The 12,304-nt window shown below is 76.6% G+C and carries 13 protein-coding genes; 8 read left to right on the forward strand and 5 right to left on the reverse strand.

The genetic code is table 11. The annotated features are described in order from the left end of the window. The first annotated feature begins 46 nt into the window (after positions 1–46). On the forward strand, positions 47–448 hold the full coding sequence (locus ACY0MR_RS22040) for an LppU/SCO3897 family protein (protein WP_361863337.1): 402 nt from the start codon (positions 47–49) through the stop codon (positions 446–448). Between the two features lie 78 nt (positions 449–526). On the opposite strand, the gene ACY0MR_RS22045 is transcribed toward ACY0MR_RS22040, so the two are convergent. The 3 genes from ACY0MR_RS22045 to ACY0MR_RS22055 all read right to left on the reverse strand — a co-directional run bounded on the left by ACY0MR_RS22045 (position 527) and on the right by ACY0MR_RS22055 (position 2,314). Next, positions 527–1,072: a hypothetical protein gene (locus ACY0MR_RS22045; RefSeq protein WP_473554846.1), complete on the reverse strand. Its 546-nt coding sequence runs from the start codon at positions 1,070–1,072 to the stop codon at positions 527–529. Then, on the reverse strand, positions 1,069–1,758 hold the full coding sequence (locus tag ACY0MR_RS22050) for an RNA polymerase sigma factor (protein WP_473554849.1): 690 nt from the start codon (positions 1,756–1,758) through the stop codon (positions 1,069–1,071). Before ACY0MR_RS22050 ends, ACY0MR_RS22045 begins: the two co-directional genes overlap by 4 nt. Before the next feature lie 91 nt (positions 1,759–1,849). Beyond that, positions 1,850–2,314, reverse strand: coding sequence for a hypothetical protein (locus tag ACY0MR_RS22055; protein ID WP_473554851.1), 465 nt, complete (start codon positions 2,312–2,314; stop codon positions 1,850–1,852). 185 nt (positions 2,315–2,499) lie between these two features. Between ACY0MR_RS22055 and ACY0MR_RS22060 the strand changes: the two genes are divergently transcribed. From ACY0MR_RS22060 to ACY0MR_RS22075, 4 genes are all read left to right on the forward strand, one after another. After that, complete coding sequence (locus tag ACY0MR_RS22060) at positions 2,500–3,057, forward strand: PPOX class F420-dependent oxidoreductase (RefSeq protein ID WP_473554854.1); 558 nt, start codon at positions 2,500–2,502, stop codon at positions 3,055–3,057. A 72-nt stretch (positions 3,058–3,129) separates the two neighbouring features. Then, a complete protein-coding gene (locus ACY0MR_RS22065) occupies positions 3,130–3,864 on the forward strand; it encodes a DUF2625 domain-containing protein (protein WP_473554856.1) in 735 nt (244 codons plus the stop codon). Further along, on the forward strand, positions 3,861–4,460 hold the full coding sequence (locus ACY0MR_RS22070; RefSeq protein ID WP_473554858.1) for a GNAT family N-acetyltransferase: 600 nt from the start codon (positions 3,861–3,863) through the stop codon (positions 4,458–4,460). The genes ACY0MR_RS22065 and ACY0MR_RS22070 overlap by 4 nt, the downstream gene beginning before the upstream one ends. 73 nt (positions 4,461–4,533) lie before the next feature. After that, a complete protein-coding gene (locus ACY0MR_RS22075; RefSeq protein WP_473554861.1) occupies positions 4,534–5,034 on the forward strand; it encodes a hypothetical protein in 501 nt (166 codons plus the stop codon). 235 nt (positions 5,035–5,269) lie between these two features. Here ACY0MR_RS22075 and ACY0MR_RS22080 read toward each other — a convergent pair whose 3' ends face one another. Further along, a complete protein-coding gene (locus tag ACY0MR_RS22080) occupies positions 5,270–8,080 on the reverse strand; it encodes a YfhO family protein (RefSeq protein WP_473554863.1) in 2,811 nt (936 codons plus the stop codon). Positions 8,081–8,206: 126 nt separating this feature from the next. On the opposite strand from ACY0MR_RS22080, the gene ACY0MR_RS22085 reads away from it, so the two are divergent. The 3 genes from ACY0MR_RS22085 to ACY0MR_RS22095 all read left to right on the forward strand — a co-directional run bounded on the left by ACY0MR_RS22085 (position 8,207) and on the right by ACY0MR_RS22095 (position 10,948). After that, complete coding sequence (locus ACY0MR_RS22085; RefSeq protein ID WP_451061707.1) at positions 8,207–9,238, forward strand: glycosyltransferase family 2 protein; 1,032 nt, start codon at positions 8,207–8,209, stop codon at positions 9,236–9,238. An 80-nt stretch (positions 9,239–9,318) separates the two neighbouring features. Continuing rightward, positions 9,319–9,963, forward strand: coding sequence for a SurA N-terminal domain-containing protein (locus ACY0MR_RS22090; protein ID WP_361849115.1), 645 nt, complete (start codon positions 9,319–9,321; stop codon positions 9,961–9,963). 19 nt (positions 9,964–9,982) lie between these two features. Then, the gene (locus tag ACY0MR_RS22095; RefSeq protein WP_361849112.1) at positions 9,983–10,948 is read left to right on the forward strand and encodes a nucleoside triphosphate pyrophosphohydrolase; all 966 of its coding nucleotides are present in this window, start codon (positions 9,983–9,985) and stop codon (positions 10,946–10,948) included. A 33-nt stretch (positions 10,949–10,981) separates the two neighbouring features. Here ACY0MR_RS22095 and ACY0MR_RS22100 read toward each other — a convergent pair whose 3' ends face one another. Then, a complete protein-coding gene (locus ACY0MR_RS22100) occupies positions 10,982–12,181 on the reverse strand; it encodes a globin domain-containing protein (protein WP_473554867.1) in 1,200 nt (399 codons plus the stop codon). Positions 12,182–12,304: the final 123 nt, after the last annotated feature.

Here is a 12,304-nt window from a genome sequence, read left to right on the forward strand (position 1 = left end):
TGTAGCGTTCGCGTCTGATCATGTTCACGTCCCCAAGGAATCACTCATGACGACGCCGCCCGCGCCCTTCACCTCCGAGCAGCCCACCGCCCCGGAGCAGCCCGCCGCCCCCGCGAGCAAGGGCAGCCGCATCCTCAAGAAGGTCGGCGGTGTCGTCGTCGCGATCATCGTCGCCGTCGGCGTGAAGTTCGGCCTGCCGTACCTCACCGGCGACGCCCCCGTGCACGCGAAGGCCGGCGAGTGCGTCACCGTCACGGGCCCGGACAACGACCCCAAGGTCGACACCACGGACTGCTCCTCGGGCAAGGCCGACCTGTTCAAGGTCGTCAAGGTCATCGACGACACCTTCGACGTGAACAAGTGCGGCACGGAGCTGTCGGCGCTCGCGCAGCAGCTGGAGTCGGACAAGTTCGTGCTGTGCCTCGAAGAGGTCCCGGTCAAGAAGTAGTCCGCGCACCCGGACGTCCGTGAAGGGCCGGAACCCCGCCGGGGTTCCGGCCCTTCACGCGTCCCGCCCTCCCCGCGGTCACGGCCGGCCGGTCGCCACCGGATCGCCGGGATCGGCCGGATCCGTGGTGTGCCCGCCGGGCCGCGGGACTGCCGGCGGCGCGGGGTCCGCTCCGGGGCGCGGGGTCCCCGTCGCCGTTCCCGTCGGCGGACCGGCCGTCGGTCCGGGGCCGCCGTCCGGCGTCCGCGGAGCGCCCTCCGGCCCCCGTACCGCCTCCGGCTCCGGCTCCGGCGGGACGTCCGGCCCGGTGACCGAGGGGGCGACGGGGGAGGGCGTGGGCACGGCCGAGGACTCGCCGACCCCCGGCGGGCGCGCGGGCGGCGCCGGAAGGGGGGAGACACCGTCGGCCGGCACCAGGACGAGCAGGTACGCGGCCGCCGCCGCGGCGACCGCCCCCAACGAGGCGAACGCGACGCCGCGCACCCGCCGCAGCCCCCAGCTCCGCCCCACCGGGGGCTCGTCACGGCGCAGGTTCCGGTGGGTGACGAGGGCCGCGCGCGCGGCGAACGCGGCGCGCAGCCGTTCCTCGACGACGGTTCCGGGGTCTTCCGCACGCGGTCTCATCGGCCCGCCTCCAGCTTCTTCTCCAGGGCGTCCAGCGCGCGGCTCGCGGTGGACTTCACCGTGCCGCGCGAGAGCCCGAGGGCCTGCGCGATCTGCGCCTCGGTCAGCTCCGACCAGTAGCGCAGGACGAGGACCTCGCGCTGGCGCCGGGTCAGCCCGGCCAGCGCGTCGAGCACGCGCCGGTGCTCCTCGGCGAGCAGCAGCCCCTCGTCCACGGGCGCCGCGGCGACCGGGTGCGGCGGGGTGTACGCGCGCGCGGTGCGGCGTCTGCGGAGCACGGAACGGGCGGCGTTGACCACGGCGGTGTGCAGGTACGCGCCCGGGTCCTGCAGTCCGCGCAGGGACGTGCCGTACGTCCGGCACACGGCGGCGAACGCGTCCTGCACGACGTCCTCCGCGGTGGGCAGGTCGTCGACGAGGAAGACCGCGAGCCGCACCATGTCGAGCCGCCGGGCCCGGTACAGCTCGGTGAGCGTGGGCGGCGGGCCCTGCTCCCCGGGGGCCGCCGGCCGGTGCGGACGGCGTGCCCGTACGGTTCCGGCCGCGGCGCCGGCGCCGGGCGGCGCGGTGTCCGTCCCCGGTCGCTCCCGGGGCCGGGTCCGGGGCGTGCGGGCGAGCAGCCGGGCCCACCAGGGCGACGGCCGGGCGGCGGGTCCGGGGGCGGGTACGGCGTACGACAACTGCACGGTCCTCGATCCGTTGCGGGACGGCGGGCGGCCCGGCCGGACGTGCGCGTGTCCGGCCGGGCCGCCGCTCCTCGGTGCTACCGCGCGGCGACTACTTCCCGGCGCGGGGCGCGGCCAGAGCCGGCACGGGCGCCGGGGCGGCCGTCGGCCGGACCGCGGGGGCGGGTGCGGGGCGGGCGCCCGGCTCGTCGACGGGCGCGGGCTCGGCCACCGGGCGGGGCTCGCCGGGCGCGACGACCCTCGGCACGGCCGAGGGAACGGCCGGGGCGGGGGCGGCGACGGGCGCGGCGCTCTTCGGAACCGGCTTCGGTACGGGCTTCGACGCGGGCTTCGGTGCTGCGGGGGCGGCCGGGGCCGCGGGCTTCGGCGCGGCGGGGGCCGGGGCCGCGGGGGCGGCGTCCGGGGCCGAGGCCTTGGGCCGCGCCGGGGCGGGCCGCGGGCCGGAGTCGGCGAGGGCCTGAGCGGCGAAGCCGCCGCCGATGAGGAGCGCGGCACCGGCGACGACGCCCAGGATCCGGGGGCGGGTGCGGAAGGTCCGCTTGGAGTGGCTGGACATGGGTTTCTCCCGTGGAAGGGGTCGGACACGGTCGGGTGGATCGGTTGAAGGGCGCCTTCACACCACCAGACGTGCGTCACCCCCTGGGGTTGCGACCGGACCCGGGAAACTTTCCGCGGGAGTCCCGGCCGCGCGGCCGGAACTCCCGGTGCGGCGCCCCGGAGCGCCCGCATAGCCTCTCGGACATGCCCTCTGACGAGACCCACGCACCGACCGACACCACGACCGACGCACCGGCGAACGAACCGGCGAGCACACCCTCGAACCCACCGACCGCCGTGTCGGCCCCCGGCACCGGCACGGCCCCGGCTCCCGCGCCGGGAGCGGGTCCCGTGATGAACGACGTCGTACGCGGCCTGCTCGACGCCCGGCACATGGCCGTGCTGGTCACCCTCAACCCCGACGGCGGCCCGCAGAGTTCGGTGGTCTGGGTGAGCCGGGACGGCGACGAGCTGCTGATCTCCACCACCCGGGCCAGGCGCGAGGCCCGCAACGTGCTCCGGGACCCGCGCGTCGGCCTGACCGTCTTCGACCCCGCCGACCCCGACCTGTACGTCGAGATACGCGGCACGGCCGCCGTCACGGAGGACACCGGCCGGGCGGTGGCCGTCCGCATCGCCGAGGAGTACCTCGGTCCCGGCGGCGGCAAGGAGTACGCCGAGGCCCCGGCGGACCACGTCCGCGTGGTCGTCCGCGTCACCCCGACCCGGATCCTCGGCAGCGCCACCAGGGCGGTCCGCTGACCGCGGGCCCCGTGGCGGCCCGCTGCCGGTCCGGGCGGGCGCTCGCGCCGGTGGGCGTGCGAGCATGCCCCGGTGCGTGAACTGAGTGAGTTGACCGAGGTCGAGGACCCCGCGTGGCCGGTCCTCGGGGAGAAGCTGCGGGCCGCGCCCGTCCCCGTCGAGATCCTGGAGGCCGACGCGGCGGAGGGCGCGGCCGCGCTGCTGCGGACGCAGGTGACCGTGCGGTCCTTCCTGGGGGCCTTCCTGCTGCACAGCGGCGGGGCGTTCGTCGACGACGGCTGGCTGCGGGTCTACGGCAGCCCGTCCGCCGCCGACGACCGGCGGCTGCCGTCCCTCGCGCGGGTCAACGGCTTCCCCGCGGACCCGGCGGCCGACCCGGGGTGGCGGCCCGGCGCGGGCCTCGTCGTGGCCCACGACGTGCTCGGCGGGGCGTTCGTCCTCCAGGGCGGAACGGCGGACGAGACGGGGCTGCCGGGGCAGCCGGGCGAGATGGTGTACTTCGCGCCGGACTCGCTGCGCTGGGACGCGCTGGGCGCCGGATACGGGGCCTGGCTGTCGTGGATGCTGTCCGGCGGCACCGAGGAGTTCTACGAGGGCCTGCGCTGGCCCGGTTGGCGGGAGGAGGTCCGCCCGCTGGACGGCGACCGGGGCCTCACCCTGTACCCGCCGCTGTGGTCGGCGGAGGCGCACCGGGACCTCGCGGGGACCAGCCGCCGGGTCGTGGCGATGGCGGAACTGCTGGGCCTCGCCCGGCAGACGAGCGTGGGGCTGGACGAGACCGACCCCGGCTTCCTGGGGGACGTGTGAGCACGGGCCCGGGCCCGGAGGGCCCGTGGGCGGCGGAGGCGGGCGGGGTGGCCGCGCGGACGGTACGGACCGCCCGCCTGGACCTCGTACCGCTCGACGTCGCGCACGCCGAGGAGATGGCGGGGGTGCTCGACGATCCCGCCCTGCACGCGTTCATCGGCGGGGCTCCGCTGTCCCCGGCCGCACTGCGGGCGCGGTACGAGCGGTTGGCGGCCGGGTCGCCGGACCCGGCGACGGTCTGGGCCAACTGGGTCGTCCGGCTGCGCTCCGACGGCCGGCTGACCGGGACCGTGCAGGCGACGGTCACGGAGGGCGGCCGGGTCGCGGAGGTCGCGTGGGTGATCGGCACCGGCTGGCAGGGGCGGGGCATCGCCCGGGAGGCGGCCGGGGGACTGGTCGGCCTGCTCGTGGAGCACGGCGCGCGGACGATCGTGGCCCACGTCCATCCGGACCACGCGGCGTCGGCGGCCGTCGCCGCCGCGGCCGGCCTCGCCCCCACGGACCGGGTGGAGGACGGCGAGGTCCGCTGGGAGCGGCACGACCGACCGCTCCCGCCGCCTGGTGTTCCTCAGATCTTGCTCAGCGAACGCGGATAGCCCGACGGCGCCGCCCGGCCGTGGACTAGCGTCGCCGACCGGGGACATGGGATCACGGGGGAGAGGCGGACGGATGACCGGAGTGCGCGCGTATCTGGTGAAGGGGGCCGCGTTCGGCCTTCTCGGGCTCGGGGCCGCGGGGTGCACGGGCCAGGGGCCCGCCCCGGAACCGGACCCGACGACCCCGCCCGCCGCGTCCGCTCCCGAGCGGGGGCGCACCGCGGCGGCGCGGGAGGAGCAGGAGGAACGGATGGAGCGGGTGAAGTCCGTCCTGGACACCGTCTCCCCGGACGATCCGGCGTTCGTCATGTCGGGGACCGAACGGGTCGAGGACGGGGTGCACCACCGCGCGCTCCTGAAGAAGGGGGCCGCCTACTGGCTGACCCTGGTCTGCGCCGGGGACGGGGCGGTCGTGCCCGTCGTCGACGGCCGGGAGATCCCGGCCGTGCCGTGCGACGGCGTCACCGTGCTGCACCGGATCACGAGCGCACCCGCCGAGCTCCCACTCACCGTGACCGGCCGCCCCGGCGCCTCGGGCGCGATCGGCTGGCGCATCGACGCGCTCACGACCTGAGCGGGACGGGGCACGGGCGGGTCGGGGGAACGGGAAGGGCCCCATCGCGCCGAGACCCGGGCGCGGACAGGAGTACGGGCCCGGGTCCCGGGCCGTGGGCGGGCCGCGAGCCGAGCCCAGGGCGCGGGACAGGGCACCCACCCGGGCCGACCAGGCCCAGGGTTCACCCGACGCCCCCTGCCCGGCTTCCCGCCGTGCCTTACGTCCGGCCTTCTGCCCGGCTTCCCGCCGTGCCTTACGTCCGGCCTTCTGCCCGGCTTCCCGCCGGGCCTTCCGCTCGGCCTTCTGTCCGGCTTCCCGCCGGGCCCTCTGCCCGGCTTCCCGCCGGACCCTGCGCTCGGTCTTCCGCCGGGCCTCCTGCCGGGCCTTCCAACCGGCCTCCCGCCCGGCTTCCCGCCCGTCGGCGGGACCCGGTGCCGAGGCGCCACGACAGGGCGAGCAGCAGCGTGCCCGCCGCACCCGCCGTCAGGCCCGCCCGCAGGCCCGGTGGGTGGAAGGCGCAGCGCACGGCCGTCGCCCCCGGGCGGATGCCGACGGCCAGCAGACCGCCGTACGCCCGGGCCGGCCGCCCCTCGCACCGCCAGCCCGCGATCCTCGGGGCCGCCACCACCGCCGTGCCGGTCGCGCCGGGCGGGAGCGTGGCCGTGAGGCCGTCCGACCGGACCTCGACCCCCGTCGCGGCCCGGCCGCGCAGCGCCGCCACCGCCGCGCGCAGCCGGTCGCGGTCCAGGCAGCGCACCTCGGCCGTCCCGCCGCGCGGGATCCGGGGCCGCGCCTCCGCCCGCTCCTGCACGCCCAGCGAGGTCAGCGCCGCCCGTCGCTTCGGCCGCCCGCCGAGCAGCTCCGTCTCGTACCGGCCCAGGCCCGCCGTGCCCGTCGCGTCGGGGGCCCAGAGGAAGACCTCCGTGCCCACCCGGCACGCGCCGCCCGCCCGGGGCGCCTCGTACACCCGGGCGCCCAGCAGGAGTTCCTGGTTGCGGAAGGGGGACGGGCCGTACGCCGGACCCGGGCCCGGCGGCCGTACCGTCACCAGCGGGAGCGGTGGCGCCGACGGGTCCGCGCGGACCACCTCTCCGGCCCGCCAGCGCGCCCCCACCCCGAACAGCGCGTCCGTCACCGGGTTGTCCAGGCTCAGCAGGTTCCGGCCCCGGGAGGTCCAGCCGCCGCCCAGGGCGGTCATCAGCTCCGTCAGGACCGCCGGGGTGTGGCTGCTGTAGTACGCGGCGCCCTGCCCGCCCAGCAGCAGCGGGTCGTTGCCCGCGACCCGGGGCAGGCCGGGGTCCGTGCGGTGGGCGGGCCAGCCGTCCGCCTCGGCGAGGGCCGCCGCCCTGCGGCGCTGCCCGTCGCCCCACGGCGGGTAGTCGTCGAGCCGGGCGAGCCGCTCCCGGTCCGCGTACGCCGTCGTCGCCGCGGCCTGGCCGACCACCGTCCCGACGACCAGGAGCGCGGCCAGCGCCCCGTGCCGGCCCCGTCGCGTCAGGAGCAGCGCGCCGGCCGTCGCCGCGAGGCCCGCGGCCGTGAGGGCGAGGGCCCAGGGGGTGAGGAAGGGGCTGGGGAGCGCGCCCAGGGACAGGGCCGCGACCACCGCGACCCCGCCGAGGAGCGCGCGGCGGCCCGGGGGGCCGTGGGCGAGGCCGGTCCACGCGGCGAGGACGAGGACGCCGGCGAGGACGAAGGTCTGGCGGTACGGGCTGCCGTTCGGGGTGGCGAAGGCGTGCCACACGAGGTGCGTCGGCCCCCATTGCAGGGAGGCCGCGACCGCCGGGCAGAGCCCCGCCCACGCCCACCGCCGGCGGCCGGGGATCTCGCGGCGGAACGGGAGGGCGGCGACGAGCAGGAGCACCGCCGTGGACACGAAGGCCGCGGGTGTCGCGAAGCTGTACGTCACGGGGAGCAGCCGGGCGAGGACGTCCGTCGCGGGCGCCGGGTCGAACTCCTTCACCAGGCCGGGGTGCGCGTGGCGCGAGCCGAGGAAGACGGGGACGAGGACGGGCGCCGCGAGGGCGATCCCGGTCCCGGTCGTCAGCCCGGCCCGCAGCAGGACGCGGACGGCACCGCGCGCGGCGGGGCGCCGACCACCGTCGGCGGACGCGGCCGGAGCGGCCGCGGCGGGAGCGGCCCCAGCGGGGGCGGCCCCAGCGGGGGCGGCCCCAGCGGGGGCGGCCTGGCCGGGAGCGCGGAGGCCGGGGGCGGTCGGGCCCGGAGCGGCCGCGGCGGGGGCGCCCTGGCCGGGCGGGCCCGCGTCTGCGGCGGCCGCACCCGCGGCGGCCGTGCCGCGTTCGGTCGTGCGCGCGGGAGCGGTCCCCGCCGGGGCGTGCTCCGCCGTGAGGCGGACGGCCAGGACCAGGGCCGCCCCGATCGTCGCCATGTAGGCCGTGTAGAAGTTCGCCACCCAGCAGGCCGCGACGGCCAGCGGCCCCAGGACGGGCCGCACGCCCTGCCGTACCCACTCGCCGACCAGGCAGAGCAGCGGGAAGGCGATCAGGCCGTCCAGCCACATCGGGTTGTACGTGCCCTCCGCGAGCGACCAGCCGCAGAGCGCGTACGAGGCGCCCAGGGCCGAGGCCCACCACCAGCGGCCGGGGCCGGTCCGGCGCAGCAGGTGCGTCATGGCCGCCGCCGCGACCGCCGTCTTGAGGACGGTGATCGCGTACACCGCGTACTCGACGTCCCCGCGCGGGAGGAGGGCGACCAGCGGGGCGAAGGGGCTCGACAGGTAGGTGCCGTAGTCGGGGAGGAAGCTCGTGCCCCATCCCGCCTGCCAGTCGAGCAGCAGCCCGCCGTCCGCGCGGCCGTGCAGCAGGTCCCACAGGTGCGCGTGGAAGGGCACGAACTGGTTCGCGAGGTCGTTGACGGCCCGGTGGCGGGGGCCGAAGGGGAAGACCCGGGCGACCGCGTCGCCGCCGCAGACGGCGAGCACGGTGATCAGCGCGGCGAGGAGCGCGGAGCGCGGCCCCCCGGACGCGCGCCGGGGCGCGGGGGCCGCGGCGGCGGGCGGCGCGGGGGCGGCCGTCGAGGGGCCCCGCGGACGAGTGGCGTTCGGCATGACCCGTCGAATATGCCAGCGCCCGACCGGGCGGATCCGGTCCCCGCGACCCCGTTCACGCAATGGTCTTCTCGGCGCCATCCCCGCGGACCGGCCGGGACACCGGGCTCCGTTGTCGTGGTCGGCGTGCTGCTCTCGATCGTCGTCCCGTGCTTCAACGAGGAAGACGTCCTCGCCCGCTTCCACGACCATGTGACCCGTGAACTCGCCCGACTGGACGGCGAGTTCGAGATCGTCTACGTGGACGACGGAAGCCGGGACGGGACGCTCCCGCTCCTCCAGGACCTGGCCGCGCGCGACCCGCGCCACGTCCGCTACGTCTCCTTCAGCCGGAACTTCGGCAAGGAGGCGGCGATGCTGGCCGGCCTCCGCAACGCCGCCGGGGACGCCGTCGTGATCATGGACGCGGACCTCCAGCACCCGCCCGAGCTGGTGCACCGCATGGTCGCGCTGCACGCCGAGGGATACGACCAGGTCGTCGCCCGCCGCACCCGCGAGGGCGACCGCGTCACCCGCACCCTGACCGCCCGCCTCTACTACTGGGCGGTCAACCGCCTGGTCGACGTCGAACTCGTCGACGGCGTCGGGGACTTCCGGCTCCTGTCGCGCCGTACCGTCGACGCGGTCCTCGGCCTCGGCGAGTACAACCGGTTCTCCAAGGGCCTCTTCTCCTGGGTCGGCTTCCGGACGACGACGTTCTCGTACGAGAACGCCGTCCGCGAGGAGGGACGCTCCAAGTGGACCCTCGGCAAGCTCCTCAACTACGGGCTCGACGGGCTCCTCTCCTTCAACAACAAGCCGCTCAGGGCGGCCGTGCACCTCGGCTTCCTGCTGGTCCTCGTCGCCGTCGGCTACGCGGTCTGGATCGTCGGGGACGCGCTCGCCCACGGCGTCGACACCCCCGGGTACGTCACCCTCCTCGTCGCCGTCACCGCCCTCGCCGGCGTGCAGATGGTGATGGTCGGGCTGATAGGCGAGTACGTCGGCCGCATCTACTACGAGGTGAAGCGCCGGCCGCACTACCTGGTCAAGGAGACCCACGAGGGAACGGGCGAAGGGGCGTACGAAGGGGCGCGCGCGGGGGCGGAGAAGGGGCCGGTACCGGCCGACACCCGGGGTGCCCGTGAGTCGTTGTGGGAAACAGTCGCACCGAAGTAGTGGCTCCGGCCCGGGCGACTCCCTAACATCGATCACCGCAAGGTCGTTCAACTGACGCACGACCAGCCCGGGAGGCTCCTTTGCACCGCCGCACTGCGCTCACCGTCTCCGCCGCACTGCTCGCCGCGGCCCCGCTGCTCACCGCCTGCGGCAGCGACGCCCATCCAGGAGCGGCGGCCGTCGTCGGCGGGGAGCGGATCGACGTCTCCAGCCTGCAGGCCCAGGTGCAGGACGTGCGCACCGCCCAGGAGCGCTCCCCGCAGGCCGCCCAGCTCGTCCAGGCCACCGGGGACCTGCCCCGCCGCAAGCTCAACGTGATGATCTTCGACCGGGTCGTCGACAAGGTCGCCGCCGACAACGGCGTGGGCGTCACCCGCGCCGAGCTCCAGCAGACCAGGACCGCGTTCGTCCGCGAGAGCGGCGGCGAGGACCGGCTGAAGGACGTGCTCCTCCAGGAGCAGGGCGTGGCGCCCGGCCAGATCGACGACGTCGTCCGCCGCAACGTCCTCATGAACAAGATCGCCGCCAAGCTGGGCGTCAAGGACACCCCCGAGGGGCAGCGGAAGCTGACGGAGGTCTTCTCCGCCGCCTCCAAGGACCTCGCCATCGACGTGAACCCGCGCTACGGCACCTGGGACGACGCCCAGGTCAGGCTCGGCGACACCACCGCGCCCTGGCTGCGGCAGATCAGCCAGGACCCGGGCGCCGTCCCGGCCGGTGCGTGAGGCGGAGTAAGTTCGAGGGGTGACAACTGAGAGCCCCGGCCGCATCGTCCTGCTCACCGCCAGCCACCGTGTGGCACCCGGACTGCTGTCCTGGCCCGCCTGGCAGGCGCTGCACGGCGCGGACCGGGTGCTCTGCCCCGACGAGCACCACCCCCAGCTGCCGTACCTGCGGGAGGCCGGGGTCGCCGTCGAGCACCTGCGGCCCACCGCCGAGGAGCTGGTCGCCGACTGCGCCGGCGGCCGCACGGTCCTGCTGCTGCCCTCCGGCGAGGGCGACCGGCCGCTCACCGACGGACTCGCCCGCCTCGCCGGCTCGGGCCGCCTCGCGATGCCCGACCTGGAACTGCTGCCCGGCTCGTACGACCTGCCCGGCGCCCGCCTCCTGGACGTCGTGCAGATCATGGACCGCATCCGGCGCACGTGCCCCTGGTCCTCCCGGCAGACGCACAAGGAGCTCGTCAAGTACGGCATCGAGGAGGCGTACGAGCTCGTCGAGGCGATCGAGGACGACGACCGGGACGCGCTGCGCGAGGAGCTCGGGGACGTCCTGCTGCAGGTCGTCTTCCACGCGCGGATCGCCGAGGAGGACCCGGAGGAGCCCTTCTCCGTGGACGACGTCGCCGGGGACCTCGCCGAGAAGCTGATCCACCGGCACCCGCACGTCTTCGGGGACGCGGAGGCCCGGACGCCGGAGGACGTCCGGGCCCACTGGCTGCGCACCAAGGCGATCGAGAAGCAGCGCGAGTCCGTGACGGACGGCGTGCCGCTGGGCCAGCCGGGGCTGGCACTCGCCGCGAAGCTCGGCGGCCGGGTGCGCTCGGCGGGCCTCGACGTGGCCCTCCCGGCGGAGCCGGGCGTCGGCTACGACCTGCTGGCCCTCGCGGTCCGCGCGGAGGCGGAGGGCGTGGACCCGGAGGCGGCCCTGCGCGCGGCGGCCCGCGCCTACCGGGACGCGATCCGGGCGGCGGAGGGCGTGGAGGCCTGACGCGGCCGCGGCGGCCCGCGCCGCCGGCCGGCGCTACCGCTCGCGCGGGACCCGTGCCCCCGGGTTGTGCCAGAGCGGGGGCGGCGGGCCCAGGAGGCGTTCCGCCGCGGTGTGGGGGCGGGCCGTGAAGCGGCCCACCGGCTGCAGGGTGTCGTGGTGGATGCGGTACGGGTCGGTGCCCAGTTCCTCCAGCACCTCCGCGACCTCGGTCAGGAAGCCCGGCGGGCCGGCGAGGTAGACGTCGTGCGCGGGCCAGTGGACGCAGGCCCGCAGCGCCTGGACGAGCCGTTCCGTCGCCTGGTCCCTGCGATGGCCGGGGGCCGAGGTGATGTAGGTGACGCTGAGGCCGCTGAGACGTTTCTTCAGTCGCTCCGCGTCCTCCCGGCCGTACAGGTACTCCTTCGCGCGCGCCACCATGAACAGCCGCCCCTGCAGGTCGGGCTCGGCCTCCGCCGCCTCCGCCAGCAGCGCCCTCACCGGCGCCCAGCCCGTGCCCGCGCATATATAGGTACGGAGTCCGCCCGGCTCCGTGCACGCGGTGAGGCCGCCGCCGGGCGCGCTCAGCCGCAGCGTCTCGCCCGGACGCGTCCCGGCGACGAGGGCCGTGCTCATCGCGCCGCCCGGGATCCGGCTCACATGGAGTTCGACCGTGCCGTCGGGGCGGGGGGCGTCCGCGAGGGAGTAGGTGCGCCAGACGCGCGGGACGCGCGGCGAGCCGACGCTGACGTACTGCCCCGGGAGGAAGGGGAGCGGCTGCCGGGGCCGCAGCGTGAGGATGGCCAGGTCCTCGCCGCGCCGCTCGTGCCGGACGACGTCCGCGTCCCACCAGGCGGGCTCGCCGGCCGCGGCCGCCTCCTCGGCCCCGGCCATCATGAGATCGGCGACGTGTCCGTACGCCTCGGCCCAGGCCTTCTCGGCCTCCCGGGTCCAGGCGGGTCCCGCCGCGTGCGCGAAGGCGGCGAGGAGGCTCGTCCCGACGGCGGCGTAGAGCCCGGGGTCGGCGAGGAACCTGCGGTGGTCGCGGCCCAGCTGCCCCAGGTAGCCGGGGAGACCGGGGGACTCCAGGTGGGTCACCACATGGGTGAGCGCGGCGAAGAGGCGGTCCCGCTGGGGCTGCATGTCCTCGGGGAACAGCTCGCGCATGGCGGGGTTGTTCCAGAAGAGATGCGAGTAGAAGAAGGTGACGGCGTGTTCGGCCCGTCTCTCGACCACCGCGAACGTGCTCCGGAGCATCTGAGGATCCACCGACAAGAATCTAGGGCACCACCCCCTTCTTGATCGCGGGATCCGGCAGACCGCGCCCCTCGTACCGCCGGACCGCGCTCCCCGTACCGCCGGACCGCGCCCTCCGGACGG

Source organism: Streptomyces sp. JN8 (genome assembly GCF_055808075.1).